Below are 27,000 nucleotides of genomic sequence, written 5' to 3'. Positions count from 1 at the left end.
CTGAGCAGTTTGCTCGTCGTAAGCAAGGTCAAGCACCCAGCCAGTTGAACAATCAACGTGTGCCTATCTATGGTGGCAAAGCTACTGCGACAATCGAGACTAAGCCGTTAACTTGGCGTTTGGCACACCATGATGCCATTTTAGATTTAGAAACTTATCAATCTTTACGTGGTTTTGAAGGTCTAAAGACCGCTTTAAATAAAGCGCCAAAAGAAGTGGGCGATATGATTAAAGCGGCCAACGTTCGCGGCCGTGGTGGTGCAGGCTTTAACGCAGGTCTTAAATGGTCATTTATGACGCCTCCAGATGGGGGCCCACGCTACCTAATCTGTAACGCTGACGAAATGGAGCCAGGCACCTTTAAAGACCGCTTGTTAATGGAGCGTCTGCCATTTCAGCTTATCGAAGGTATGCTAATTACCGCTCATGCCATTGGTGCCACTGACGGTTATATCTTTATCCGTGGTGAGTATATTTTAGCAGCAGAGCGCTTAATGGCTGCCATTGATGAGTGTTTGGCCAACAATTTATTGGGCGATAATATCTTAGGCTCAGAATTTGGCTTTAACCTACACGTACACACTGGCGCCGGTCGTTATATTTGCGGTGAAGAAACTGCTTTAATTAACTGTCTAGAAGGCCGCCGTGCTAACCCACGTACTAAGCCACCTTTCCCACAAGTGTCAGGCGCTTGGGGTCGTCCAACCGTTGTGAACAACGTAGAGACTTTAAGTAATATGCCAGCCATCTTGGTGAATGGTGTTGAGTGGTATCAAAGTCTGCCAAATGAGAAGGGCAACAGTACCACGCCAGGAACCAAAATCTTTGGCTGTTCTGGTCTGGTGAATGATCCAGGTCTTTGGGAATTGCCATTTGGTTATACAGCACGTGAAATCATTGAAGACTTGGCCGGCGGCATGAAGCAGGGCAAGCGTCTAAAAGCTTGGCTACCAGGCGGGGCTTCTACCGACTTCCTAACTACAGATCACTTAGATGTCCCAATGGACTTTGATAGTATCCAAAAGGCGGGCAGCCGTATGGGTACCGGTCTGATTATGGTGGTTGATGAGTCACAGGACATGGTGCCACTACTTAAAAACTTAGAGATTTTCTTCCAACGTGAATCCTGCGGTTTTTGTACCCCTTGCCGTGATGGCTTACCTTGGGGCGTGAAGCTATTGACCGCTATCGATGATGGTGAAGGTCAAGTCGGTGATGTTGAAAAGCTTGAAGGCTTAACTCGTGATTTATGGTTAGGCAAGACTTTCTGTGCGCACGCACCAGGGGCTATGGAGCCATTAATGAGTGCGCTTAAATATTTCCGTCATGAATTTGACAGCAAAATCGTGGTACCAGCCGTTGAAGTAGATGCTGAGACCTCGGAATGGGCTGAGTCGGAAATTAAAAAAGTAATGTCATCTATGGGAAATAGCAGTCCTGCAGCATCGTCTAATTCAGGCGCAGATACCGGTAGTAACGTTAATTCGGATACAACAGCAGGCGCAGAAGCCGGGAATAAGACCCCAACTTCTAACCCTAGTGATGTGAAGTAGAGGAGTAGAAACAGGCATGGCGGTCATACATATTGACGGTAAGCAGGTCGAGGTAAACGGAGCAGACAACCTATTAGAGGCGTGTTTGTCACTGGGTATCGATGTGCCTTATTTCTGCTATCACCCTGCACTTGGTTCAGTCGGCTCATGCCGTCAGTGCGCGGTAAAGCAGTTTAACAACGCAGAAGATGCAGCAGCAGGCAAAGGCCGATTGGTCATGTCATGTATGGTAGCTCCTACCAATGACATGTATATTTCGGTTGATGATGCTGAGGCCAAAGCATTTCGAAAATCTATTGTTGAATTCTTAATGACCAACCACCCTCACGATTGTCCAACGTGTGAAGAGGGCGGTCATTGTCACTTACAAGACATGACTTATATGTCAGGTCATAACAAACGTCGTTACCGTTTCACCAAGCGCACACACCATAACCAAGAGTTAGGGCCATTCATTGCACATGAAATGAACCGCTGTATCGCTTGTTATCGCTGTGTTCGTTATTATAAAGATTACGCAGGTGGTGAAGACTTAGGCGTTTATGCCTCAAATAACCGCGTTTATTTTGGTCGCGACAAAGACGGTCAACTTGAAAGCGAGTTTTCAGGTAACTTAACCGAAGTTTGTCCAACCGGTGTATTCACTGATAAGACGCATTCAGACCGTTATAACCGAAAATGGGACATGCAGTATGCGCCAAGCATCTGTCATGGTTGTTCAGCGGGCTGTAATATTTCAGCCGGTGAGCGCTATGGCGAGTTACGTCGTATTGAGAACCGTTACAACGGTGAAGTAAACCGTTATTTCTTATGTGACTTAGGTCGCTTTAGCTATGGTTATGTGAACCGTGAAGACCGTCCTGTTCAAGCCATTGAGCACATCAATGACAAGCACGTCAAAATTAATGTTGACTATGCTTTAGATGAGACTGTGAAGCGCTTAAAGGACAAAAAAGTTATCGGTATTGGTTCACCACGAGCCAGTTTAGAAACCAACTTCGCTCTAAAAAAATTAGTTGGCTTTGATAACTTCTCAACCGGTCTAAACAGCCATCAACAGAGTCTGGTCGAAAAATGTATTGAGATTTTAAGTACTCAAGGCATTTATAACCCAACTATGGCTGAAATTGAAGAATATGATGCGGTATTTGTGTTGGGTGAAGATGTTACCCAGACCAGCCCTCGTATTGCTTTGGCCATCCGTCAAGCTGCTAAAAACAAAAAAATCAAAATGGCTGAAGCTCTAAGAACAGAGTCTTGGTTAGCAGAGCCTGTGCAGCGTATTGGTCAAAAAGAGCTAAGCCCAGTCTACATTGCTGATACGGTGCAAACTAAGTTAGATGACATCAGTAAAGTCAGCTGTGTGGCGACGCCAGAAGACATTGCCAGCTTAGGCTTTGCAGTAGCAGATGCCATTAAGGCTTTGGGTAATGATCTTGAGCAAATTAAGCAGGCTACACTACAAGAGCAGCCAGAAGACCCTATGCAAGAGTTGGCTCAGCAAATCGCATTTGATTTAGTGACCGCTGATAAGCCATTGGTTGTCTCAGGTACCGGTCAGTTTAGCGTGGCTATTATCGAAGCTTCTGCTCAAATTGCCCAAGCCTTAACGGACAAACGTGATCAAATCAAAGCTTATGAGCTTGAGCAAATTGAAGTTCATAATGCTAAGGTTCGTGCTCAACAAGCTCAGCAACAGCCTGCTGAGGACAAAGAGCTGGATGCCAAACCAGATCAAGCCGGTCAATCTAAAGCAGCTGATAATCTAGAACGTCAGCCAAACCAAGAGCCTTTAGAATTAAAGCAAGCCAATGAAAAATACAGTAAGCAAGCGGGACTATACTTAAGTGTGCCCAATGCCAACAGTTTTGGGGTTTGTCTATTAGGTGGTAAGTCGGTTGAAGAATTATTGGCATCAGACTTCGATGCGGTTATTGTCGCCGAAAACCAACTAACCGATGCTTTAGATATCGATAAATTAGCTCAGCTGTTAAGCGATAAGACCGTGATTGCTTTAGATCATCAAAGCTTATACTGGCATAAATTTGTGGATATCGTCTTACCTGCAGCAAGTTTCGCCGAAGCAGATGGTACTTTAGTTTCTGCTGAAGGTCGTGCTCAGCGCTTCTTCCAAGTTTATGATCCAAGCTATTACGATAATAAAAACTGTATTAAAGAGGGCTGGCGCTGGCTACATGCTGTTGAAACCAGTCTAAATCAGTTGCCTCTAGATTGGACTCAGCTAGATGATGTTATCAATGAGCTGATTAAAACCCATCCGAATTTAGAAGGGATCAAACAGGCAGCTCCTGATTCAGACTTCCGTATTTCAGGTCTAAAAATTGCGCGTGAGCCAAGACGTTATTCTGGTCGTACCGCAATGCGTGCCAATATCTCAGTGCATGAGCCTATGCAGCCAAAAGATCTAGATACCGGTTTAACTTTCTCGATGGAAGGTTATAGCGGCACTCAGACACCAGGCTCAATGATTCCATTTGCTCAAGCACCAGGTTGGAACTCACCACAAGCTTGGAATAAGTATCAAGACAAAGTAGGAGGTAGCCTAAAACAAGGCGACCCAGGTATCCGTCTATTTGACTTAATGGATGAAACCAAAAAGCGTGCTAAGCGTGAATACATTCGTCCAGAATTAGCTCAGCCTATTAAGACCAGTATTTTCCAAGGTCAAGCCAAGTTAGTTCCGGTGCATAATATATATGGCAGCTCTGCAATGGCACATAGAAGCCCAGTGGTTGCAGAACAAATGCAGCAACCTGCCTTCTATATTGGTGTAGAGGATGCTGAGCATTGGCAAGTGAGTAATAACGATTGGCTAGCCATCACTGTAGATGGGCAGCGCGTCGAGTTACCAGTAACTATTGTGACTTATCTTGCAGAAGGCTGTATTGGTTACCCAGTGGGCCAAGTGCCAATTTTACATGGCCATTTACCAGCCTCTGTAGTAAAAATAGATCCACCAAAAGCTTCAAACATAATGAATAACAAACCACAGTTAGAGGGTCAGGGAGGTTAATATGGAATCTATTCGAATCATCCCTGAGGTGCCAGGCTTTCTAAGTCAAAGCTTATCGGTAGAAGCTTGGAATACTTTATTCCTAGTAGGCCAAGCTTTGGTTATTTTCTTAGTTGTGGTTATCGTCGCTGCGTTAATGATTATTTATGAGCGTCGTATGCTGGCTTTATGGCAAGACCGTTATGGTCCAAACCGAGTAGGGCCTTGGGGGTCATTACAGCTTGTGGCAGATATGTTGAAAATCTTCTTTAAAGAAGATTGGACGCCAAAGTTTGCTGATAAGTTTATGTTTATCCTAGCGCCAGCAATTGCCATGTTCACAGCGCTTGCTTCATTTGCCATTATTCCTATTTCGCCAATGTTAGGCGTGGCAGATTGGAATATTGGTATTTTATTCTTCTTTGCTATGGCAGGTATGGCAGTCTACGCGGTTATGTTCGGTGGCTGGGCCTCTGAAAATAAATACTCTTTACTAGGCGGCCTTCGCTCTGCAGCACAGACCATCAGTTATGAAGTGTTCTTAGGGTTGTCGCTAATGGGTGTTGTGGCGATGACAGGTTCTTTTAACCTGCGTGAGATTGTTGAAGCACAAACAGGCGGCTTTTGGCACTGGAATATTTTCCCACAATTTTTAGGGTTCTTAACCTTCGTTGTGGCCGGTGTCGCTGTGACTCACCGACATCCTTTTGACCAACCAGAAGCAGAACAAGAACTGGCTGAAGGTTATCATGTCGAATATTCAGGCATGAAGTTTGGTATGTTCTTTATTGGTGAGTATGTCAACGTTGTGCTTATTTCAGCGTTAATGACTTGTCTGTTCTTCGGGGGCTGGGATGCGCCGTTAAATCTAGGCTTTACCATTTTACCGCCAGCCTTTTGGTTCATGATCAAAACCTTATTCTTCATGACTATGTTCGTCTTAGCACGCGGCTCATTAATGCGTCCAAGATATGACCAAGTTATGAACTTTGGTTGGAAGGTGTGTTTACCTGTGACTTTAATTAACTTATTAATTACTGCGGCCTTAATCTTAATCTCTGCCGCTTAATATAGTTAAAGCCACTATAAACTAAAGACACTGATAGTAAGACAGCAATTTAGAAAAAGTATAGTTAAGTAAGACTTAGTTTAATAATAAAATACTGAGTTTTTGAATCTTCTATTTATTGGGTTAGATAGACCGGCTAATACGCTTTAGGGGTCTTATCACTGATAAGCAATTAGAGAAGTTAACATGTTTAAAACGTTGAAAAATACAGTCGTGGGCATGTTTACCATTGTGCGCTCTATGTGGATGGTTAACAGTCATGCGTTTAGACCTCGAGATACCATATTGTATCCTGAACAGCCTGTACCTGTGCCACCACGTTTCAGGGGTCGTATTGTACTGACCCGTGACCCTGATGGGGATGAGCGCTGCGTGGCATGTAACTTATGTGCAGTAGCTTGCCCTGTGGCTTGTATCTCATTACAAAAAGCTGAGCGTGAAGATGGGCGCTGGTATCCTGAGTTTTTCCGTATTAACTTCTCTCGCTGTATCTTTTGTGGTATGTGCGAAGAAGCTTGTCCGACGACAGCCATTCAGCTAACTCCAGATTTCGAGTTGGGTGAATATGTACGCCAAAACTTAGTATACGAAAAAGAACACCTATTAATCTCAGGTCCAGGTAAATATCCTGACTATAACTATTACCGTGTTAGCGGTATGGCGATTAAAGACAAACCAAAAGGTGCTGCCCAAAATGAGGCTCAACCTGTCGATTTAAGGAGTCTATTGCCATGAGTTGGCTACACTGGTTTGATAACACTGCATTGGTAGGATTCTACGCATTGGGCTTGGTGGCAATTATTGCCAGCTTGCGTGTCATTATGCTCGCTAATCCTGTTCATGCCATTTTGTCTATGATTGTGACATTACTTGCTTTGGCAGGTATCTTTTTTATTATCGGCGCGCCTTTTGCCGGAGCGTTGCAAGTTATTGTTTACGCTGGTGCAATTTTAGTACTGTTCGTCTTCGTTATTATGATGCTGAATTTAGGCACCAAGAACGATGCTCGTGAAAGTAAGTGGCTGGCCTCAGATGTTTGGGCAGTGCCTACCGCATTAACTTTTGTTATTGCAGTGGTCTTGGTTTATATGCTGTCTTTAGGCGGTGGCATTTCTACTGTAGAGGGTACAGAGGTAGCGGGAGCCACAATAGGTGCGCAAACGGTCTCTGCTAAGCAAGTGGGTATCGCCTTATTTACGGAATACCTATTATTAGTAGAAGTGGCAGCTTTACTATTATTGGCAGCGCTAGTTGCGGCTTATCACTTGGGTAAAAGAGCGTTGGATGATGAAAATGAAAGTCATACCAGCCGTCTTTCAGCCCCAAGAGGCCATACCGATGAGGTTTATGACTATCAACCTGTTGATGCCAAAGACTTCATTGATACCAATACTCAATACAACGCTAGATCTAACCTGCACAATAAGGAGGATAGTTAATGGCAACTGCAACCTCTGAAACAGCTACCACCCTTGAAGGGGCAGCTGTGAGTAATGCAAATCCAGATGCTACTTCAGCAACTTCAGTTCAGTCGCTGCAAGTAAAGCCTGTCGAAATGGTGCAGGGTACACCGAATAACACGGTAGTAGAAAACTCTATTTTAGGTCCTATCCCAATGGAGCATGGCCTAATATTAGCAGGCATCATTTTTGCCATTGGCTTATGTGGCGTTATGGTTCGTCGCAACTTCTTATTCATGCTAATGAGCTTAGAGATTATGATGAGTGCTGCCGGTTTAGCCTTTATTGTGGCGGGTAGCCATTGGTTAAGTGCTGACGGTCAGGTGATGTTTATCTTTATCTTAACCCTAGCAGCTGCTGAAGCGTCATTAGGCTTAGCAATTCTATTACAGTTCTACCATCGCCGTGGTCACCTAGACATTGATTCGGCCAATGAGATGAGAGGTTAATGAGATGAGTTTATTAGCGTTAACCTTTATTTTTCCAGCCCTTAGTTTCTTAATATTGGCGACAATGCGCGATCATTTATCCGAGAATGTTGCCAAATGGCTGGGCGTTGGTAGCATGGGGTTATCTGCCTTATGTGCCTTAGTAGCCTCAGTAAGCTATTTGCAAAACAATGATCCTAGCACGGTGATAAACATTCCTTTATGGACCTGGTTACAGGTGGGCGACTTTGCGCCAGCCTTTGGTCTAAGCTTTGATGGTTTAGCCTTAACCATGCTAGGCGTTATCACGGGTGTGGGCTTCTTAATTCACCTATTTGCCTCATGGTACATGAAAGGTGATGTTGGCTTTGCTCGCTTCTTTAGTTATATGAATTTGTTCGTTGCCAGCATGATCTTGTTGGTATTGGCGGATAACTTACTGCTTCTTTATTTAGGTTGGGAAGGGGTAGGTATTTGTTCTTACTTACTAATTGGATTTTATTATCAAGACCGAGCCAATGGCCGTGCAGCTATTAAAGCCTTTACCGTAACTCGTATCGGTGACGTATTCTTAGCCTTTGGTTTATTCTTATTGTTCCGTGAATTCGGCACGCTAAATATCCAAGATATTATTACTCAAGCACCGCAACTGTTCGAAGCCAATAACTCTACGTTGATATTAGCAACGATGATGTTGGTAGGTGGTGCCATGGGTAAATCAGCACAGATTCCACTGCACACTTGGCTTGCTGATGCGATGGCAGGTCCAACGCCTGTTTCTGCGTTAATTCACGCTGCGACCATGGTAACGGCTGGGGTTTATCTAATTGCCCGTTTACACCCACTATTTATATTAACACCAGGTATTTTATTGTACTGGGTTGGTGCTGTGGGTGCGATTACCTTAGTAGTGGCTGGTTTCTGTGCACTAGCACAAACAGACATCAAGCGTATCCTAGCGTATTCGACCATGAGCCAAATTGGTTATATGTTCTTAGCTTTAGGCGTTGGCGCTTGGCAAGGGGCTATCTTCCACTTAATGACTCACGCTTTCTTTAAAGCTTTATTGTTCTTATCAGCCGGTGCGGTGATTACGGCTGTGCATCATGAACAAAATATCTTTAAGATGGGTGGTCTGCGTAAGAAGATTCCTTTGGTATTTTGGTGTTTCATCATCGGTGGTGGCGCGCTAGCCGCTATTCCTTGGGTAACAGTAGGTTTCTACTCAAAAGAAGCAATCCTTTGGGAGAGCTATGCAACCGGTCATCAAGTCCTATTCTACATGGGGGTGTTCGGTGCGTTACTAACGTCACTTTATACCTTCCGTATGATTTGGTTCACTTTCTTCGGTGAAGAAAAAACCGAGGCACATAAGCTATCAGGGATCTCTTATCAGTTACCTCTAGTCGTACTACTGGTATTATCTACCGCAGTGGGCGCATTAATTACGCCGCCGCTACAAGGTGTGTTGCCTGAGAGTGTGGGTCATCTATTAGAGTTAAATGGTGAGGCTCATGCCAAACACACGGCAGAATTTATTGCCATGGGTGCTATGGCGTCAGGCTTAATCTTAGCTTTCTTACTGTATGTGGCTAACAGCGGTAAATTATTGGCTAAGTTCAAAGCGTCGAGCCTAGGTGGTGCTATTTATTACTGGTGCTACAACGGTTTAGGCTTTGATGCTTTATATGATTTAGTGTTCGTAAAACCATTTTTATTAATTGGTAAATTACTTAAAGCGGATCCGGTTGATAAGACATGGAACATCCTACCTGCAATTGCTTCAGCGGGTAACAAAGTGATGGCCATGACTCAGACAGGTTCGCTTCGAGGATATGCCGCAAGCTTTGGATTGGGGATGGCAGTGTTATTGATACTAGTCATGACGACGGTGATTTAAGATGACAGAATTTCAATTAGCTTGGATGTTGCCAGCATTGATTGCGACCCCGTTCATCGCGGGTACGCTATGCTGGTTAGTAGAGAAAATTAATAATCGTCTGCCACGCTGGATCGCCTTGATCGGTATGATCATCACCTTTGGCCTAACGTTAGTTTTATGGCGTGAAGGTGCTTTTGCTGGTATGAGTGAGCAAGTGCTGGCCCCAACGGCTCAACTGCCTTGGTTTGCTGAGTTTAGTGTGCCTTGGATTGAGTCCTTTGGTATTAGCTTCCACTTGGCTCTTGATGGTATGTCGCTATTGATGGTCTCGCTAACTGCTTTCTTAGGTATTATGGCGGTAGGCTGTTCATGGGGCGAAATTCAGCGCCGTGTTGGCTTCTTCCATCTGAACCTTCTATGGAGCTTGGGCGGGGTAATCGGGGTTTTCTTAGCCATCGACTTATTCTTATTCTTCTTCTTCTGGGAGATGATGTTAGTTCCCATCTACTTCCTAATTGCCATCTGGGGTCATAACGCCATCAATGGTAAGACCAAAGAATACGCGGCCACTAAGTTCTTTATCTATACTCAGGCCTCTGGTTTGATTATGTTGATTGGCATTTTATTACTGGTCATCATGAATTACCGCACTTCAGGTATCTTTAGCTTTAACTACAATGACCTATTAGGCACACAACTTGGCGGTTGGGAATACCCAATCATGCTGTGCTTCTTCATTGGTTTTGCGGTTAAGTTACCTATCATGCCATTTCATGGCTGGTTACCTGATGCCCACGCTCAAGCACCAACAGCGGGTTCGGTTGACTTGGCAGGTATCTTAATTAAGACGGCTGCTTATGGTCTGATTCGTTTTGTTTTACCGTTATTCCCAACAGCTTCACAAGAGTTTGCACCGATTGCCATCACTCTAGGCGCCATTGGTATCTTCTATGGTGCTTGGTTGGCCTTCGTCCAAACCGATATTAAGCGTTTATTAGCCTATACCAGTATTTCGCACATGGGCTTTGTGGTACTGGCTATCTATGCAGGTACCTTAATCAGTCTGCAAGGTCTTATGGTTCAGATGTTGGCTCACGGTTTATCGTCAGCAGCTCTGTTCATCATGGCCGGTCAGTTATATGAGCGTATGCACACACGTGAATTGCCATTGATGGGAGGCATGTGGGGCCAGTTCCGCTACTACGCACCTTTCTTAATGTTCTTCTGTGCAGCGTTATTGGGTATCCCAGGTACCGGTAACTTTATTGGTGAAATCTTAATCTTATTAGGCTCTTTCGAAAAATATCCAGGGTTCGTAGTTATTGCTACTTTCAGCTTGGTATGGGCAGGATTATATTCATTGATTATTATTTACCGCGCTTTATTTGGGGAAGAGACTGTGCCTAAGTATGCAGCGGCATCAGTAGCCACAAATAGCGCTCAACCTGCTGAGTTAGAGAAAGCTAAGGTACAGCCTGCGAATGCTACTTTGGCAGTCAATGAAAATAACACGACGCATATGATTAACCACAGCTACGAAGGCGAAGAGTCGCACGATAAGCCTATTAATCTACATGATTTAAATAAACGTGAACTGGCGTTACTTTTTATCTTGGCAGTTGGACTGGTCTGGTTGGGCTTATATCCACAAACTGTCCTAGACACGTCAAGTCATGCTATGCAGTGGATTAATAATGCTTATACTTATCATGAAGTTGTTAATTTTGAAGCTGTAGAGTCAATACAGTCAGCAGTTGCCGCAGCGGAGGTACGTTAATGAATAATCTTCTAGCAAATGCTTGGCCTGTATTATTACCTTTTGCTCCAGTAATTATTGTCGCGATTACCTTATTGGTTGTGATGATCGCTATTGCTATTAAGCGTTCTCACTTCTTAACGGGTACGCTATCAGTTGTGGGATTAAACTTAGGTTTGATCGCCTTGATCGGTCAGATAATGGGCTGGTTTGCCGTTCCTGAGCAAGTGATCGTCAGTGGTATGTTTATCATTGATCCCTTTGCTCAGTTCAATATGGTATTTATTTTCTTAGCTTCATTGGCTTGCTGTACTTTGGCGTATCCGTACTTCAAGACCTTTAAAGATCATAAAGAAGAGTTGTACCTATTATTGCTATTGTCGACGGTTGGCGCACTGCTAATGGTATCGGCACACAACTTAGCCTCATTCTTTATGAGTCTTGAGTTATTATCCGTGCCTTTATACGGTATGTTGGCTTATGCCTTCATGCGTGATCGCTCGCTAGAATCTGGCTTGAAGTACTTGGTATTGTCTGCCACCGCTTCAGCGACTTTGCTAATGGGTATGGCATTTATTTATGCTTCAACAGGTACTCTAGAATTCAAAGGCATTGCTCATGCGTTAGGTAACGTATTTGAGTCACCGCTGATGATCTTGGGCGCTGCAATGATGACCTTTGGTATCGCGTTTAAATTATCAGCAGCTCCTTTTCATATCTGGACACCAGACGTGTACCAAGGGGCACCAGCGCCGGTTGCGACTTACTTAGCTTCCGTGACCAAAGTGGCTATGATGGCATTGGCCATTAGATTTATGTTGGATGCTGCGGTGTTGGCCTTACCAGCGGTAAATACGTTGTTGGTTGTGATTGCTACTTTATCTATCTTATTTGGTAACTTACTGGCATTACGTCAAACCAACTTAAAGCGCCTATTGGGTTACTCCTCTATTGCGCATATGGGTTATGTGTTGGTAGTAGCGGTAAGTATTGGTCCCGGGGCGTACTCCATCACTAATATGTACATGGCGATGTATGCTTTAACTTCACTGGGTCTGTTTGGGGTAATTACCCTAATGTCTAGTACTTATAGAGACGCAGGTGAGGCCGCTGAGCTTTATCATTACCAAGGTCTATTCTGGCGTCGTCCAGTATTGACTGGGGTAATGACAGTGATGTTACTGTCTATGGCAGGTATTCCATTGACGGCAGGCTTTATCACTAAGTTCTTCGCTATCGTAGCAGCAGTAGATGGTAGAGAGTGGTTCTTAGCAGCGATGATCGTTGTGGGTAGTGCCATTGGTCTATTCTATTACCTACGTGTGATGTTAACTTTATTTAAGCGTCCTACTAAGACAATTGAGTTTGACGCGTTAAGTGACTGGGGTATTCAAGCGGGTGGCTTTATGGTAATCCTAGTGACTTTAATAGTGTTATACGTCGGGGTTCTGCCTAATGAATTCATCAGTTGGGCTACTCAATCGGTTATCTGGTAAGCCTAGAGTCTATTGAGTCTGGCCTCATTTGGATGAGTTAAATAGCGTGATATGTTATGCTTGTAGGGTGAAATGCTCTACAAGCATTTTTTTGTCTTCATAAACACTAATAATTAACTTATAAAAAAGTAGAAACTATGACTGATAAATCAGATAATATTCAAAAAGTAGAGGTGCTGAGTATTACAACTTGGACCCCCAGTTTATTTAGCTTCACAGTAACTCGCCCTGAAAGCTTCAAATTTACAGCAGGCCAGTGGGTACGCTTGGGTGTCAATCCTAGCCAGTTAAAACATCATGTTGATAACAAGACTCCAGATGTTCCTGATGAAGATATTTATCGTGCTTACTCAGTCGTATCTTCCCCTTATGATGAGACGCTAGAGTTTTTCTCAATTGTTATCCCTGATGGCGCCTTTACCTCACAGCTACAGCACTTACAAGTCGGTGATGAGCTGTTGTTAAACACCATTCCTTTTGGCTTCCTAACTTTAGCCCGCTATCAGGCGCCACTGCCAAAAGACTTATGGTTATTAGCGACAGGTACAGGACTAGCGCCTTTCTTATCGATGCTTCAAGATATGAAGACATGGGAAGATTATGAGCACATCGTACTGGCTTACAGTGCTCGTAACGAAGCGGAGTTGGCGTATGTTGAGCTTATTAAAACATTCGAAGAGGACTTCGGTGGCTTAGTAACTTCACCTGCGAAGCTTACTTTTATTCCTATCGTTACCCGTGAAAATGTAGAAGGGGCTTTAGATAAGCGTCTGCCAGAACTATTAACCAGTGGTAAGCTAGAAGAAGTAGCGGGTGAGAAACTGACTACGGAACATTCACATGTGATGTTATGTGGTAACCCAGATATGGTTGAAGATACCAAAGAGACCTTAAAAGATATGGGTCTGGTCATGAACCGCCGCGGTGAAGGTAATATCGCAGTTGAAAACTACTGGTAAGATGTCGTTGCTTATTGGTTATAACAATGCCCATTAAATTAATGGGCATTTTTTTATGATAAATCTTATGACAAATTTTGTGATAAAACATCAAGATTATGAGGAAGGAGCATCAGCCTGATTTTCTGGTGCTGCTTCAATAAAAGCAGGCAGAGTATGACAGTGCTTGTCGATAGCAACGATATTAGGGTAGGGCGTTAAATCTACTTTAAATCGGCGTGCTGAATATACTTGGGGTATTAAGTAGCAATCGGCTAGTGTTGGCTGATTCCCATAGCAAAAGTTACCACGCTCTTTATCTTGAGCCAAAAGAGACTCTAAAGCGGTAAACCCGTCAGAGATCCAGCGCTGACACCAGGCCATAACTTGTGATTCATCGACGTTAAGCTCATTTCTTAAATACTGCAGGATTCGGCGGTTATTAATCGGATGAATATCACAGCCTATCATGGCGCTCAGTGCTCTGACTTTGACGCGGCCTGTCAACTCTTGCGGCAATAATGGATGTTGGGGATAGGCTTCTTCCAACCATTCTAAAATGGCTGGACTTTGAAACATAACCAAATCTTGGGTTTCTGATTTAGAGGCTTCTAATGCAGAGGCTTGTAAAACAGGCACAAGACCTTGCGGGTTGATAGATTTAAAAGCAGATTCTAATTGTTCATCTTGAGCCAGATTGACTGAGATTGACTCATAGTCCAATTGCTTTAAATTCATGGCAATACGAGTGCGATGGGAGGTGCCACTGCGAAAATATCCATATAGCTTCATCATCACTTTCCTTATTAAGATGTTAAATGGGGTTATAATCGTGATAATCAGCCAGTCGTTATTATTACGCCTATTTTATTCCGTCATTTTCATTATTAAACATTAATACATTTGGTCTAGTGGGTAAATCAGCCATGTCATCTTCTCAAGCTTCTAAAGAGTCTCCCTCGAATAAAGTACAAGGCGGTGTACAATCGCTTGAAGTTGGGCTAACGGTACTGGATGTACTTATCGATCATAATGAGCCGATGATGCTCAAAGAGATTGCACAAGCCATTGATATGCACCCTGCTAAAGTTCACCGTTATCTGGTGAGCCTGATTCGTAAGGACTATGCCAGACAAATAGAAGACGGGCGATATGCACTTGGCAATCGAGTCAACTCTTTAAGCTATAGTGGGCTTAATCAAAACAACCTACTTGAGCACCTAACACGTGCGGCAACTGAGATTAAAGACGCGATGCAATGCAGTGTGCAGATTGCCAAATGGTTCAAAGATGGACCCGTGGTAATCCAGTCGGTTGAATCGGATTCACCGGTGAGCATCATTACTCGAATTGGCTCGCGTATGCCACTGACCACTTCGGCGACAGGCCGCTTATTTGCCAGTCTGCAAGATAAAAGCACTATCAAAGCGCTGTTAAATGCTGAGTGGCTAGACGCTGATACCAATGCCGATTTAGATCTCAAGTGGCAACACTATGAGCAGCTACTTAATGATATCCGAAGTAAAGGTTATGCCACGGTCACTGGTGATATGCTGATGGGAATCAGTGCCATCAGCTTACCGATTAGTACTTTATCTAATAGCGCACCTGAAAATGGGGCTGGTCAAACTCAATATGCAGAGTATGCACTGACGGTCATTGGTACCACAGAACAGTTACCAGAGACTCAAGATCAGCGTATGGTAGAAGCTATTCAACATATTATGCGTAAGCATTTACCCAGTTAAGTTACCTACTTAGCTATCCACTTAAATGTGTTGTCTGGATAAACCACAGGCAGGTTGACTGACTGTGGTTTTTTCTCTAACTGCTCTTCAATACTTTAGGCTGTTTGCTTTGTTACTCCCCAACAGGAGCAACCTCTTTGACTTCAGCCAGCTCATCACTGTGTAAGAATTGAGTGTGGGTGGGTGCCCGTTTGGTGCGTGTCCATTCCTCTAACATCTCGACCTTCATCTCTTCGGTAATCAGCGAGATTTTTTGTTCAGAAGTTGGATCATCATAGGTCAATTCTAAACGATGGCCATTGGGGTCAAAGAAGTAGATTGAATGGAATATACCATGGTTGGTAACGCCTACCACATCAATACCATTGGCCTCTAACTGGGCTTTAGCTGACAGCAAGGCCTGCTCATCTTTAACCTTAAGCGCCAAGTGCTGAACCCAGTCTGGCGTGTTTGGGTCAGAGCCCATCTCTGGCTGATTGGGCAACTCAAAGAAGGCCAATACGTTACCGTTACCGGCATCCAAAAAAATATGCATATAAGGGTCGTAGGCTTTGGTAGAGGGTACATAGTCCTCTGCAAAAGCCAGTACGAAACCCATATTTAAATTCTTTTGGTACCACTCAACCGTTTCTTTGGCATCCTTACAGCGATAGGCCACGTGGTGAATCTTTTCAATTGCAAAGCTCATATCAAAATCCTTTTGATTTAATGCCTTTATGTAGTCACTATTTACCAGCTAATTTTATTAAGCCGATAATGTTTTAAGGCCAGTTGTTCAGCGTATTAGTTGGTGAAATTAAAGTTCAATGCAGGCAGTACTTTGCCGCGCACTTCACCAAAGCCGACTCGAATACCGTCTTTTTCGCTATAGCCTTTCATAATGACTGTGTCACCATCTTCAATAAAGGTACGGGTTTCACCGTCTTTTAAGGTCACAGGTTTGGTTGCGTTCCAAGCAATCTCTAGCATAGAGCCATAAGACTCTGGCGTTGGTCCTGAGATAGTGCCTGACCCCATCAGATCGCCCACTTGTACGGCACAGCCGGTAATGGTGTGATGGGTAAGCTGCTGCGCCATAGACCAATACATGTATTTGAAGTTGGTTTCACAAACGACGGTCGCTTGATCAGATTTCTCCGTCATTAGTTCAACGGATAAGTTGATGTCGTAAGTATTGTCGGTTTTGTCTTCACACAGGTAGGCCAGAGGCTGTGGATCTTGTACTGGCACCGAGGTTTTAAAAGGCTCTAGAGCATCTAAAGTCACAATCCAAGGTGAGATAGAAGAGGCAAATGTTTTGGCATTAAATGGACCTAGTGGCACGTATTCCCACTTCTGGATATCACGGGCAGACCAGTCATTCAACAGCACCATACCAAAGATATGTTCCCAAGCATCATCGATAGAGATAGGCTGACCAATATGGTTGGGCTTACCTACCACAAACGCGGTTTCTAATTCAAAATCTAAACGCTTACAGGCAGAGAAGATAGGGCGCTCATCTGGATTAGGCTTTAGCTGACCTGAGGGGCGAACCACATCATGACCACTGACAATGACGGTGCTGGCACGGCCGTTATAGCCTACTGGAAGTTCTGTCCAGTTTGGTAGTAGTGCATTATTTGGGTCACGGAACATGGTGCCAACGTTAGTGGCGTGCTCTTTTGAAGAATAAAAGTCGGTGTAGCCAGGCACGTGTAGCGGCAGGTGAAGGGTAACGTCTGATTGATTAAACAAGGCTTTACGGCGTAATCCGTCGTTATCACGTAAGGTGTCATTGTCGGCAGACAGTAGCTTTTGCACTGTGTTACGGGCAGTGGTCCAGTTGTCTCTACCAGATTCGATAAAGCTATTTAGAGTGGGTTTATCAAAGTACGGGCCGCCAGAGAGCTTTAATAATCCAGCATCTTCAAGGACAGACAAATCTAAAACTTGATCACCAATAGCGATACCCGCACGGCGTTTGCCACCTGTGGTTTCGCTAAAGATACCGTAAGGTAGGTTGTGAATAGAAAAGTCGCTGTCGTTAGCCACTTCAACAAATGAGGTTAGGTTTTTATCAATTGATGACATAGAAAAATCCTTTTTCTGAAAGTCTGAATATCGTTAGTGGGTTATGGTTTGGCTTAGTAATTTAACTCAGTAATTAATTATTCAATAATAAAATAAACAAACGGTATATTACGATATAGGTAATTGTTTATAAATAATGTAATTTATTCACTGATGCTTTGCAAGTTAAAATTTTTTAACGGTGTTGCTAATAGAGTCACTAAGAAGGCAACATGTGTAACTGAGATAACTCAGTAAAGTAATCATCAAAATAACGCTGCAAGAAGTCTTTGAAGGTCATGCTGGCAGGCGATAGGGCACGTGATGAGCGTTGATAAATATAAAACTTACGCAGTTTGACAGGTTCAGAAAGCGGTTTTAGAACCAACTTATTGGCGCTCACCCAGTCAATGACCTCTGGCATATAGGGCAAGCACAAGGTTACCCCAAAGCCTTGGCGCGTCATCTCTAGTGCCGTCGACATAAAGTTGACTTTGTAAGGCGCGTTTTTGATTTGGTGAGCAATATCTTCACTAAGCTCTAAAGTGACATGATCAATGAAGGGGCCATTTAGCGTAATTAGTGGCTCACCCGCCAAGTCGCTCCAAGTCACTTCAGTGAAGCTGGCCAAACGATGCTCTTCAGGAACGACAACACAAAAGGGCAGTTCATATAATAAATCAGCGGTTAAATTATCATCCTCATCGACCTCGGCCAGCTCAACACCCACCCCTAAATCCACCTCAATATTCTCGATATGCTGAAGCACATGCTCAGCCGAACAGTCCAGCAAAGTGACATTGATGTCTGGGTATTGCTTGGCAAATTGAGCAATGACTGCAGGCATGGAAGAGGCGGCAAACTGGGAGACAGCCAACCTAACTTTGCCTTGAGCCAAACTGGTCAGGCTTGAGGCTTCATTCTCAAATAAGGTCATTTCATTGAGCACGCGCCGAGCTTGAGGCAGTAAATGATAACCCACCACAGAGAGCGATAGTTGTCTGGTAGTGCGATCAAATAGCAACACTTCTAAATTATTTTCAAGCTCTTTGATCAGTCCGCTAACGGCAGATTGGGTCAAATGCATTTTGTCACTGGCTCGAGTAAAACTGCCCGTTTCAGCCACGTTAATAAACGCATTTAATTGACGTAGAGTTACATTCATAGGAAAACCTTATAAATAAATCATAAAATACGATTAGTCTTATAAATAAACCTATTCTAATATAAATATCAGGTCAACTATTGTTGATAAATGTATTGTCTGGCTATTTACCTGCTAGATGACAACACAATTTTTGACACCTCTTTAAATGAACTCTAAGGATAGAGCAGCACCAGAAGGTCTAGGTATTTCAGCGAAGACTAACCTAAGACGGGGCGTGCTCACACAATATTAAGGACGATTTGACATGGCAGATTTATTTGACAACCCAATGGGCTTATGTGGTTTTGACTTTGTAGAATTTGCATCGCCCGAGCCAAAACTTGTCGAGGAATTATTTGAAAAACTCGGCTTTACCCACGTCGCCAATCACCGCTCAAAAGATGTTGCCTTATATCGCCAAGGTGACATTAATCTTATCTTAAACCGAGAGCCAAAAAGCCACGCCAGCTACTTCGTTGAAGAGCATGGTCCTGGGGCGTGTAGCATGGGCTTTCGCGTAGTAGACTCTCGCAAAGCGTATAAACGTGCTATTGAAATGGGCGCTCAACCTGTTGAAGTGCCAACTGGTGTTATGGAGCTTAAATTACCAGCAATTAAAGGTATCGGCGGCTCTTTAATCTATTTAATTGACCGCTTCGATGAAGGCAGCTCAATTTATGACATCGACTTTGAGTTCTTGCCTGGTGTGGATAGACATCCAAAAGGGTATGGCTTTAAGGTCATTGATCACCTAACGCACAACGTTTACCGTGGTCGTATGGCGTACTGGGCCAACTTCTATGAGCGTATATTTAACTTCCGTGAGATCCGTTATTTTGATATTAAAGGTGAATATACCGGTCTAACCAGTAAGGCGATGACTGCACCAGACGGCAAGATTCGTATTCCTCTTAACGAAGAAGCCCGTCAAGGCGGTGGTCAGATTGAAGAGTACTTGATGCAGTTTAATGGTGAGGGTATTCAGCATATTGCGCTATTAAGTGACAACCTGTTAGAGAGTATCGATATGCTTAAAAAAGCGGGTATTCCACTGATGACTGCGCCAAATGACACCTATTATGAGATGCTCAGTGAGCGTCTACCAGGTCATGGTGAAGATGTGAAAGAGCTGCAAACCCGTGGCATCTTATTAGACGGTACCACAGAGGGGGGTAAGCCAAGATTACTACTACAAATCTTCTCAGAAACCATTTTAGGTAGCCCAGTATTCTTCGAGTTTATCCAGCGTAAAGGAGATTATGAAGATGGGTTTGGCGAAGGTAACTTTAAGGCCTTATTTGAATCTATTGAACGTGATCAGGTACGCCGTGGTGCGATTGAAACTGATGGTACCAATGATGACACTGATGTTGCTGGTGCTTAATTTTAATAGAGGGTAGACGTTTTGCTTAGCTCTACGATAGGGCTAAGCAAAAAGTTCAAATAAAATAATCCGCTTTAAACAACACAATCAGCGTTAGATGAAAGGATGCAATCTAACCGATATAGGCCAAACTTTTAGGCCGATAAACTAACGATTTATAGCTTGCAGTAATCTTATAGCTTACAGTTAATAGAAGGAGAGCTGGCATGGAACGCACTGCTTCACCGACCCAATCTTCCCTGATCCAAGATCAGAATTCGTCGCCCTCTGCGCCGACCAAAGAGCCTTACGTCTCTCATACACCGGATTCTAATGGCTTTATCCAATACAGTCAGCCAGAAAACGAGATGTGGCACGCTTTATTATCTCGTCAAGAAAAGCAGATTCCCAATAGAGCTTGTCCAGAGTATTTAGAAGGACTTGAGAAACTAAACTTACCGCAAAACAATATTCCTCAATTGAGTGATATTGACGCGGTACTACAAAGCACCACAGGCTGGCAAACGGCTGCGGTACCTGCTTTAATCAGCTTCGGTAAATTCTTCAAGCTTTTGGCGAATAAACAATTCCCTGTGGCGACCTTCATTCGCCGCCCTGAGGATATGGACTATATTCAAGAGCCTGACATCTTTCATGAGATTGTCGGGCATTGTCCATTGCTGACACACCCTGCATTTGCAGCATTTAATGAAACTTATGGCAAGCTCGGTCTTGAGGCAAGCAAAGAAGAGCGGGTGTTTTTAGCCCGTATGTATTGGTTTACCATTGAGTTTGGCTTGGTGGGCCGCAAGCTGGATGAGCGCCGTATTTACGGTGGCGGCATCTTAAGCTCTCCTTCTGAGACAGTTTACGCCTTAAGTGGTGAGCCTGAGTATCGAGAGTTTGATTTGATAGACGTCCTGCGCACGCCTTATCGCATTGACCATATTCAGCCCATTTATTATGTGATTGATGATTTGGACACTCTGTTTGATATTGCAAACAGTGATGTGATGAGCGAAGTAAAAAAAGCGATGTCGCTTGGCTTATTTGATCCCACTTATTAGCTTGAAGTGAACCAAATCCATAGCGCTGCTTCAAGATTCAAACAACTTAAACTCAAAAAACTTAAAATAACTGAACACTCAATTGAAAATAAATAAAAGGAAATTATTATGACAACCCTATCTCAATCAAGCTGTGAAGCCTGTCGCATTGGGGCACCAACTGTCACTCAAGACGAAGCCAATGAGCTAATGACCCAAATCCCTGAGTGGTCACTGGTGGATGTCGATGGCATTAAACAGCTACATAGAGTTTATAAGTTCAAAAACTTTATGGCAGCAATGAATTTTGCTAACCAATTAGCTGAAATCAGCGAGGCGGAAGGCCATCACCCAGGTATTTTAGTAGAGTGGGGCAAGGCAACGGTCAGCTGGTGGTCACACAGCATCAAAGGCTTGCATCGCAATGACTTTGTTATGGCGGCAAAGACCGATGAGCTGTTTGCTAAATAACGTATATATCGTATATAGCGGACACAGCCATTCATTGGTAGCTTTTAAATAAAATGGATTTTTAAGACAACGGCAACATAAGGATGTGTTATGCCTCCACAAATATTAACTCAGGTTTCGCCAAAGCTAGCGTTCGTGCTCTCCACCTTAATTATTGTGATTATGGGTGTGACCATGATCGGCTTTGGCTGGGTACCCCATTTATCTCTAATCTTGGCCATTTGTTTTCTATTGGCAGTGGGCTTGTTTAAAGGGTTAACCTTGGATGACATGCAGACCCAAATGGCAAGCGGTGTCATGCGAGGTATTGGGGCTATTTATCTGTTCTTCTTCATTGGATTGATGGTCGCTGCCTTGATGATGTCAGGGGCGATTCCAACCTTAATGTATTTTGGTTTTGAGCTCATTTCACCAGAGTTTTATTACATCTCTGCGTTTGTTTTAACCTCTATTATTGGTATTGCACTGGGCAGTAGTTTGACTACTGTAGCCACACTTGGTGTGGCTTTTATTGGCATGAGCCATGCGTTTGATGCCAACGTAGCGATTGCAGCAGGTGCGGTAGTATCAGGTGCATTCTTTGGTGATAAGATGTCGCCTTTATCAGATACCTGTACCATTGCAGCCTATGTGGTGGGCATCGATTTGTTCGAGCACATTCGCAATATGATGTACACCACAGTACCTGCTTGGCTAATTACCGCCTTCTTATTTTGGTTTATGTCGGGCAACACTACGGCCTCTGACTTAAGTCAGGTGATCACCTTGCAAGCCCAGCTGATTGATAGTGGCTTAGTGCATGGCTATGCTGTCTTACCCTTTGTGGTATTAATAGCGCTGGCATTAATGCGAGTGAATGCGATTTATACCATCATTTGTACCATTATCGCCGCGCTTATTGTGACTTATATCCATAGCTCACCGAGCATTGGCGAGCTGGGTGGTTACTTCTTTGGAGGGTATAAACCTGCTGAAAGCCTAGAGCTAGGCGAAGTAGGCGGTATGCTATCTCGTGGCGGGGTAAACAGTATGTTCTTTACCCAGACCATCGTTATCCTAGCTTTAAGCTTGGGTGGATTGTTAACTGCACTGGGTATCTTGCCAGCGCTGTTATCGGGTATTAAAGACAGTCTAACCACTTCTGGCCGAGCCATTGCTGCCGCTGCCATGTCTGCACTAAGTATTAACGTGTTGATTGGTGAGCAGTATTTAAGTCTACTGTTATCAGGGACCGCGTTTAGACCTGTGTTTGAGCGATTAAACCTACATCCAAAAAACCTATCTCGTACGCTAGAAGACGCAGGTACGGTCATTAACCCATTGGTACCTTGGAGTGTGTGTGGTGTGTTTATTAGCCAAGCGTTAGGTGTACCGGTTCTTGATTATCTGCCATATGCGTTCTTCTGTTACTTATCCTTCTTATTGACGGTTTTATTTGGCTACACGGGTATTACCATCTCTAAAATAACCGATGCTGAAAAAACAGTAGCTGCTCAGTAAATGCTCAGAGCTAAGTTAGGCTAAGTAAGAAGTAATCAGCCACAAAAAAAGCCTCAATTTTAAAATTGAGGCTTTTTTAATTTGATATGAGGTCAGGTTGATATTTGCCGGCAAAAAAAGAAAATTGTTCTATTATTCTTGGCTAGGTTCTATCGCATCAGAAATAGGGTTAAGCGGACCTTTTAACAGTTCGGGATCATCTTTTGGCGTAATGATGTCTTCAATATTTGAATTAACCAGAAGATCACGGACGTTAACTTTAGTTTTCAAAATCAGCTGCTCTTCTTCAGTTAGGCCATAGTTGACCTGAACCTTGTGCAGAGTGCTGATGATTTTCTTATTCTTTCTAAGCCAGCGGTTAATATCTAGGTACAGCACATTGTCTTTTGGCTTAACGATATTAATTTTATGCAAAATCATACCCAGTGGGTCTTTTTTTAGAACACTGTGGTAAAACCAAATCACAAGCTTAATACCATAACGTTTAAAGACAGAATCACAGCGCAGTTTTAACACATCGGTATTGGTCAGCTGACCAAACACAAAGCGCTGAACATCCCGGTCTATCTGAACGTGTACCAGCTCAAAGTTACTGGCAACCTCGACGTAAATACCCTTGATATCAATAGTACAAAACAGTCTAAACCAGTCATCATGAAGCTCAACCCTCAGCTCTAAAATGGCTTTCACGTTGTCTGTGACAAACTTTTTTAAAGCGCCATTTACTTGCTCTTGGCTAACCGGCAACGAGAACTCATCATCAATAGAGTTGGCCGCCTTACCGTAAGCAGATTTTACTTTGTCGGTAACGAAGGACCAAACGTCAGAGATACTAAACTTCATTCCCTCATCAAAATCTTCATAAGACTTATCAGGAACCTGGCTGATAGCTTGTTGAGTTTGTTGCACGTAAATTCCTCTTAATATGAGCCAAAAATGTTAAAAATAGGACAAGAAATAGGCTGCGCTACTGCGCTTTAGCTGGCTTAGATAGCACGCATAATTATTTATTATAGCTTTTGTTCTATTAAAACTGGTACATAAGACCCAGTGTGGTTGTGTAGCTTACCTTCTCATCCACCATTGGGCTATCGCGCTGCTCATCTGCTAAGAACTTAACGGATTGACCTAAGAATAAGTCCCAGTCTTTATTAATATCATAAATGCCGTTGACGCTGAGATACGGACTGATGCTTGAGCCTGGCTTGTAAGCATCTAAGCTGGTCTTGTTGGCCTCTTTTTGGCTAATACCGTAGTAGTATTCGTTATAGTTGCTGTTTACCCACTCAAGGCCTGCACTAGGATAGATGGTCCATTTACCTGGGTTTAGTCTGGCCAGATAAGTCAGGCGAGCCACGGTACCTTCACTGCGTCCAGTAATATCGGTTGAAAGCTGAGCTCTAAAGCCACCGATAGGCGTGGCACGCATATAGCTTGCACCAATTAAGCCTGACCATTTTCTTTCATCAAGCTGAGCTAGGTCACCTTTGGCATCGTCAGGGTCAAAGTTTTCGCCACCTGGCTGTACAAAGGCTAAGACCTCATTGTCGCGATCATTCACTAAGTAGGTACCCAGTTGGCTGCCACGGGCATAATACTTACCGTCGTCATAAAACATGCTAGGCAGTACAGAGACTTCATTGTCATCCAAGTCGTAAGCGCTGTTGTTCCATCTAAGGTTCACACCCAACTGTAGGCCTAGCTTATCATTGTCGCTAGTCGATACAGTCGGGGCAGACTCAGCTTGGGCTGAGGTGGAAGCTAACGTAAGTACCCCTAATGCTAGGGTAATCGCAGCTGTGTTCATAAGTTTACTGGTAGAAATTTTCATTGGGATACTCGTATTGTGGTTAGGGGGCTGCAGCGAAAAAGGAGAAGAAAATTCAATTAACTATAGCCCTATCTGTAGATGTAAGTCTAGCCATAACTTATAAAATATAAGCGCAATAATAGCAAAAATTAACCAAGGTAAGGCGGTAAAAGAAAGTTTATTACTGTGGGCAGAGTAGCGGTAGCCAAGCATGATGCCAACGGCTAAGACCGCACCGGTTAGAGCGCCACCAATGTGGCCGGCATTATCGATACCAGGGACAGCAAAACCGTACATCAGGTTGATACCCATGATGATGGCTAAGCTTTTTAATTGGGGATTGCCACCTTTTGCAGGGAAGTTGAGTAAAGTTTTCTTTAATAACTCAACCATGAGTAGGGCCATACCTATGCCCATAATGCCACCTGAGGCACCCGCGGAAATACCAGGAGCGCCATCATTGTGGAAGATTTGCCACCAAGTTACATAGTTATTTAATAGGTTTCCGCCCACGACAGAGAGCAAAAATAATAGCAAAAACTTAACTGAACCAAAGGTAACTTCCGCCACTTGACCGAAGTAATACATCGCAAAGCAGTTAAATAATAAATGCATTAAGCCTATGTGCAAAAAGCCACTACTTACCAAGCGCCAAGGCTCATAGCCTATGGTATAAGGCAAGGCGTTGGCTCCCCACTGGATAAGCGACTCTAAGCTGGGCTCATTAATGTCGACTCCTGTGGCAATCTGGATTATAAATAAACCCACGAAGCTTAGCAGCAATAAGACGGTGACCGGGGCACGGCTGAATAACGTAGTGATAGGCATAATAGTTTTTTATAACACAAGGTGTGGCTATTTTAGCATAGCTAAAGGCACAGTATAGCCATCGCACACTTATTGACAGCGTTAATAAAAATAGCTTGAAAATACCGACTCACTGACAATAAAGTTTGCCTTAGGAAGTCTTTATCCTAAGACAAACCTCAGCCGGCCTAGCCCCAGCGGATAGGCTCTAATTGCGGAATAGAGGTCTTCAAATATTCATAGGTGCCTTTGACTAAAATGTCGTCGGTTACATTATTAATATTGGTATGACCACAGAATGCCATGGTCACGTCGCACTCTTTATAAAGAATCTCTAACGCACGGCGAACGCCATCTTCCCCATAAGCGCCCAGTCCGTATAAGAATGAACGACCAATCATAGTGCCTTTTGCACCTAAAGCAACGGCTTTAAGCACGTCTTGACCTGAGCGAATACCACTGTCGAGCCAGATTTCAATGTCACTTTTTTCCGCTTGTACCGCTTGGACCACGTCTGACAGACAGGCAATAGAGGAGGGCGCACCATCTAGCTGACGGCCACCATGGTTAGAGATGACCATAGCATCAGCGCCACTACGGGCAGCCAATACCGCATCTTCCGGTTCCATAATGCCTTTGATAATTAGTTTACCGCCCCACATGTCTTTAATACGAGCCACATCATCCCAACTTAAGCTTGGATCAAATTGCTCAGCGGTCCATGAAGACAACGAGGACAAATCACCCACACCTTTAGCATGACCCACAATATTACCGAAGGTACGACGTTTAGCACCGAGCATATTAAAGCACCACTCAGGCTTGGTCATTAGGTTTAAGATATTGGCCAAAGTAGGCTTCGGTGGCGCTGATAGACCGTTCTTGATGTCTTTGTGACGCTGACCCAATACCTGCAAATCTGCGGTTAAAATAAGGGCAGAGCAGTTGGCTTCTTTGGCACGGCGGATTAGATTGGCCATGAAGTCCTTATCACGCATCACGTACAGCTGAAACCAAAACGGGTGATTGGTATATTCCGCCACATCTTCAATAGAGTTGATGCTCATGGTAGACAGTGAAAAAGGAATGCCAAAATCTTTGGCAGCTTTGGCGGCATGCATCTCGCCATTGGCCCACATCATACCGGTAAATCCAGTTGGCGCAATTGCGATAGGCATGCTGACGTCTTCACCGATCATGGTGGTGGACAGACTGCGATTGTCCATATCTACTAAGACACGTTGACGCAATTTAATGCGGTCAAAGTCGGTCTCATTATTGCGGTAAGTCGTCTGCGTCCATGAGCCTGAGTCCACATAATCGTAGAACATACGCGGTACTTTACGCTCAGCGATTTTGCGTAAATCTTCAATTTCGGTGATTTTTGATAAATCTTTCATAGTAATACACTCAACTGGTGTGGGCGTCAATGCAGGGATGCCCAAAGGCTAATGAAAATTA

Annotated in this window: 23 protein-coding genes; 15 read left to right on the top strand and 8 right to left on the bottom strand. The window is 43.8% G+C overall.

The window, feature by feature from the left end; translation table 11 throughout:
- Positions 1-44: 44 nt before the first annotated feature.
- The 10 genes from nuoF to A1232T_RS02580 all read left to right on the top strand — a co-directional run bounded on the left by nuoF (position 45) and on the right by A1232T_RS02580 (position 13,616).
- Positions 45-1,553: an NADH-quinone oxidoreductase subunit NuoF gene (nuoF, locus tag A1232T_RS02625; protein ID WP_482822383.1), complete on the top strand. Its 1,509-nt coding sequence runs from the start codon at positions 45-47 to the stop codon at positions 1,551-1,553.
- 16 nt (positions 1,554-1,569) lie between these two features.
- Positions 1,570-4,587, top strand: a complete 3,018-nt coding sequence (gene nuoG / locus A1232T_RS02620) for an NADH-quinone oxidoreductase subunit NuoG (RefSeq protein WP_077447920.1) — start codon at positions 1,570-1,572, stop codon at positions 4,585-4,587.
- A 1-nt stretch (position 4,588) separates the two neighbouring features.
- Positions 4,589-5,635, top strand: coding sequence for an NADH-quinone oxidoreductase subunit NuoH (gene nuoH / locus A1232T_RS02615; protein WP_077447919.1), 1,047 nt, complete (start codon positions 4,589-4,591; stop codon positions 5,633-5,635).
- Positions 5,636-5,821: 186 nt separating this feature from the next.
- Positions 5,822-6,370, top strand: coding sequence for an NADH-quinone oxidoreductase subunit NuoI (nuoI, locus tag A1232T_RS02610; RefSeq protein ID WP_011960909.1), 549 nt, complete (start codon positions 5,822-5,824; stop codon positions 6,368-6,370).
- Complete coding sequence (gene nuoJ / locus A1232T_RS02605; protein WP_077447918.1) at positions 6,367-7,074, top strand: NADH-quinone oxidoreductase subunit J; 708 nt, start codon at positions 6,367-6,369, stop codon at positions 7,072-7,074. The genes nuoI and nuoJ overlap by 4 nt, the downstream gene beginning before the upstream one ends.
- 116 nt (positions 7,075-7,190) lie before the next feature.
- Complete coding sequence (gene nuoK, locus A1232T_RS02600) at positions 7,191-7,544, top strand: NADH-quinone oxidoreductase subunit NuoK (protein ID WP_077447973.1); 354 nt, start codon at positions 7,191-7,193, stop codon at positions 7,542-7,544.
- Between the two features lie 4 nt (positions 7,545-7,548).
- Complete coding sequence (gene nuoL / locus A1232T_RS02595; protein WP_077447917.1) at positions 7,549-9,423, top strand: NADH-quinone oxidoreductase subunit L; 1,875 nt, start codon at positions 7,549-7,551, stop codon at positions 9,421-9,423.
- Between the two features lies 1 nt (position 9,424).
- Positions 9,425-11,182: an NADH-quinone oxidoreductase subunit M gene (nuoM, locus tag A1232T_RS02590; RefSeq protein WP_077447916.1), complete on the top strand. Its 1,758-nt coding sequence runs from the start codon at positions 9,425-9,427 to the stop codon at positions 11,180-11,182.
- Complete coding sequence (nuoN, locus tag A1232T_RS02585) at positions 11,182-12,657, top strand: NADH-quinone oxidoreductase subunit NuoN (RefSeq protein WP_077447915.1); 1,476 nt, start codon at positions 11,182-11,184, stop codon at positions 12,655-12,657. The genes nuoM and nuoN overlap by 1 nt, the downstream gene beginning before the upstream one ends.
- A 137-nt stretch (positions 12,658-12,794) precedes the next feature.
- The gene (locus tag A1232T_RS02580) at positions 12,795-13,616 is read left to right on the top strand and encodes a ferredoxin--NADP reductase (RefSeq protein WP_077447914.1); all 822 of its coding nucleotides are present in this window, start codon (positions 12,795-12,797) and stop codon (positions 13,614-13,616) included.
- A gap of 96 nt (positions 13,617-13,712) precedes the next feature.
- On the opposite strand, the gene maiA is transcribed toward A1232T_RS02580, so the two are convergent.
- Positions 13,713-14,387, bottom strand: a complete 675-nt coding sequence (gene maiA, locus A1232T_RS02575) for a maleylacetoacetate isomerase (protein WP_208606904.1) — start codon at positions 14,385-14,387, stop codon at positions 13,713-13,715.
- Positions 14,388-14,521: 134 nt separating this feature from the next.
- On the opposite strand from maiA, the gene A1232T_RS02570 reads away from it, so the two are divergent.
- Positions 14,522-15,343 carry an IclR family transcriptional regulator gene (locus A1232T_RS02570; RefSeq protein ID WP_077447912.1) on the top strand — a complete coding sequence of 274 codons (822 nt, stop codon included), beginning with the start codon at positions 14,522-14,524 and terminating at the stop codon, positions 15,341-15,343.
- 112 nt (positions 15,344-15,455) lie between these two features.
- Here the strand turns inward: A1232T_RS02570 and A1232T_RS02565 are convergent, their stop codons facing one another.
- The 3 genes from A1232T_RS02565 to A1232T_RS02555 all read right to left on the bottom strand — a co-directional run bounded on the left by A1232T_RS02565 (position 15,456) and on the right by A1232T_RS02555 (position 18,560).
- On the bottom strand, positions 15,456-16,031 hold the full coding sequence (locus A1232T_RS02565; RefSeq protein WP_077447911.1) for a VOC family protein: 576 nt from the start codon (positions 16,029-16,031) through the stop codon (positions 15,456-15,458).
- Positions 16,032-16,126: 95 nt separating this feature from the next.
- Entirely contained in the window at positions 16,127-17,416 is a 1,290-nt protein-coding gene (fahA, locus tag A1232T_RS02560; protein ID WP_077447910.1) for a fumarylacetoacetase, read from the bottom strand.
- 199 nt (positions 17,417-17,615) lie between these two features.
- Entirely contained in the window at positions 17,616-18,560 is a 945-nt protein-coding gene (locus A1232T_RS02555; protein WP_077447909.1) for a LysR family transcriptional regulator, read from the bottom strand.
- A 247-nt stretch (positions 18,561-18,807) separates the two neighbouring features.
- Here A1232T_RS02555 and hppD point away from each other — a divergent pair, with 247 nt between their 5' ends.
- From hppD to A1232T_RS02535, 4 genes are all read left to right on the top strand, one after another.
- Positions 18,808-19,926, top strand: coding sequence for a 4-hydroxyphenylpyruvate dioxygenase (hppD, locus tag A1232T_RS02550; protein WP_077447908.1), 1,119 nt, complete (start codon positions 18,808-18,810; stop codon positions 19,924-19,926).
- Between the two features lie 206 nt (positions 19,927-20,132).
- Positions 20,133-20,972 (top strand): phenylalanine 4-monooxygenase, encoded by an 840-nt coding sequence (gene phhA / locus A1232T_RS02545; protein ID WP_077447907.1) that lies wholly within the window; start codon positions 20,133-20,135, stop codon positions 20,970-20,972.
- A 108-nt stretch (positions 20,973-21,080) separates the two neighbouring features.
- Positions 21,081-21,422: a 4a-hydroxytetrahydrobiopterin dehydratase gene (locus A1232T_RS02540; RefSeq protein WP_077447906.1), complete on the top strand. Its 342-nt coding sequence runs from the start codon at positions 21,081-21,083 to the stop codon at positions 21,420-21,422.
- A gap of 90 nt (positions 21,423-21,512) precedes the next feature.
- Entirely contained in the window at positions 21,513-22,922 is a 1,410-nt protein-coding gene (locus A1232T_RS02535; protein WP_077447905.1) for a Na+/H+ antiporter NhaC family protein, read from the top strand.
- A 132-nt stretch (positions 22,923-23,054) separates the two neighbouring features.
- Here A1232T_RS02535 and A1232T_RS02530 read toward each other — a convergent pair whose 3' ends face one another.
- From A1232T_RS02530 to A1232T_RS02515, 4 genes are all read right to left on the bottom strand, one after another.
- Positions 23,055-23,831, bottom strand: coding sequence for a hypothetical protein (locus A1232T_RS02530; RefSeq protein WP_077447904.1), 777 nt, complete (start codon positions 23,829-23,831; stop codon positions 23,055-23,057).
- A gap of 118 nt (positions 23,832-23,949) precedes the next feature.
- Positions 23,950-24,753, bottom strand: coding sequence for a MipA/OmpV family protein (locus tag A1232T_RS02525; RefSeq protein ID WP_077447903.1), 804 nt, complete (start codon positions 24,751-24,753; stop codon positions 23,950-23,952).
- A gap of 60 nt (positions 24,754-24,813) precedes the next feature.
- On the bottom strand, positions 24,814-25,560 hold the full coding sequence (locus tag A1232T_RS02520; protein WP_077447902.1) for a rhomboid family intramembrane serine protease: 747 nt from the start codon (positions 25,558-25,560) through the stop codon (positions 24,814-24,816).
- Positions 25,561-25,727: 167 nt separating this feature from the next.
- Positions 25,728-26,939, bottom strand: coding sequence for an alpha-hydroxy acid oxidase (locus A1232T_RS02515; protein WP_077447901.1), 1,212 nt, complete (start codon positions 26,937-26,939; stop codon positions 25,728-25,730).
- Between the last annotated feature and the right edge of the window lie 61 nt (positions 26,940-27,000).

The organism is Psychrobacter pasteurii, from assembly GCF_900162815.1.
Classification (GTDB): domain Bacteria; phylum Pseudomonadota; class Gammaproteobacteria; order Pseudomonadales; family Moraxellaceae; genus Psychrobacter; species Psychrobacter pasteurii.
Note: the sequence above shows the minus strand (reverse complement) of the source record. Positions and strands in the feature narration are given on the sequence as shown.

What these genes read in the sequence shown, in the direction of transcription:
- nuoG (WP_077447920.1), top strand. Translation starts at nt 1,570, where the DNA reads ATGGCGGTCATACATATTGACGGTAAGCAGGTCGAGGTAAACGGAGCA.
- nuoH (WP_077447919.1), top strand. Translation starts at nt 4,589, where the DNA reads ATGGAATCTATTCGAATCATCCCTGAGGTGCCAGGCTTTCTAAGTCAA.
- nuoI (WP_011960909.1), top strand. Translation starts at nt 5,822, where the DNA reads ATGTTTAAAACGTTGAAAAATACAGTCGTGGGCATGTTTACCATTGTG.
- nuoJ (WP_077447918.1), top strand. Translation starts at nt 6,367, where the DNA reads ATGAGTTGGCTACACTGGTTTGATAACACTGCATTGGTAGGATTCTAC.
- nuoK (WP_077447973.1), top strand. Translation starts at nt 7,191, where the DNA reads ATGGTGCAGGGTACACCGAATAACACGGTAGTAGAAAACTCTATTTTA.
- nuoL (WP_077447917.1), top strand. Translation starts at nt 7,549, where the DNA reads ATGAGTTTATTAGCGTTAACCTTTATTTTTCCAGCCCTTAGTTTCTTA.
- nuoM (WP_077447916.1), top strand. Translation starts at nt 9,425, where the DNA reads ATGACAGAATTTCAATTAGCTTGGATGTTGCCAGCATTGATTGCGACC.
- nuoN (WP_077447915.1), top strand. Translation starts at nt 11,182, where the DNA reads ATGAATAATCTTCTAGCAAATGCTTGGCCTGTATTATTACCTTTTGCT.
- A1232T_RS02580 (WP_077447914.1), top strand. Translation starts at nt 12,795, where the DNA reads ATGACTGATAAATCAGATAATATTCAAAAAGTAGAGGTGCTGAGTATT.
- maiA (WP_208606904.1), bottom strand. Translation starts at nt 14,387, where the DNA reads ATGAAGCTATATGGATATTTTCGCAGTGGCACCTCCCATCGCACTCGT.
- A1232T_RS02570 (WP_077447912.1), top strand. Translation starts at nt 14,522, where the DNA reads ATGTCATCTTCTCAAGCTTCTAAAGAGTCTCCCTCGAATAAAGTACAA.
- A1232T_RS02565 (WP_077447911.1), bottom strand. Translation starts at nt 16,031, where the DNA reads ATGAGCTTTGCAATTGAAAAGATTCACCACGTGGCCTATCGCTGTAAG.
- fahA (WP_077447910.1), bottom strand. Translation starts at nt 17,416, where the DNA reads ATGTCATCAATTGATAAAAACCTAACCTCATTTGTTGAAGTGGCTAAC.
- A1232T_RS02555 (WP_077447909.1), bottom strand. Translation starts at nt 18,560, where the DNA reads ATGAATGTAACTCTACGTCAATTAAATGCGTTTATTAACGTGGCTGAA.
- hppD (WP_077447908.1), top strand. Translation starts at nt 18,808, where the DNA reads ATGGCAGATTTATTTGACAACCCAATGGGCTTATGTGGTTTTGACTTT.
- phhA (WP_077447907.1), top strand. Translation starts at nt 20,133, where the DNA reads ATGGAACGCACTGCTTCACCGACCCAATCTTCCCTGATCCAAGATCAG.
- A1232T_RS02540 (WP_077447906.1), top strand. Translation starts at nt 21,081, where the DNA reads ATGACAACCCTATCTCAATCAAGCTGTGAAGCCTGTCGCATTGGGGCA.
- A1232T_RS02535 (WP_077447905.1), top strand. Translation starts at nt 21,513, where the DNA reads ATGCCTCCACAAATATTAACTCAGGTTTCGCCAAAGCTAGCGTTCGTG.
- A1232T_RS02525 (WP_077447903.1), bottom strand. Translation starts at nt 24,753, where the DNA reads ATGAAAATTTCTACCAGTAAACTTATGAACACAGCTGCGATTACCCTA.
- A1232T_RS02520 (WP_077447902.1), bottom strand. Translation starts at nt 25,560, where the DNA reads ATGCCTATCACTACGTTATTCAGCCGTGCCCCGGTCACCGTCTTATTG.
- A1232T_RS02515 (WP_077447901.1), bottom strand. Translation starts at nt 26,939, where the DNA reads ATGAAAGATTTATCAAAAATCACCGAAATTGAAGATTTACGCAAAATC.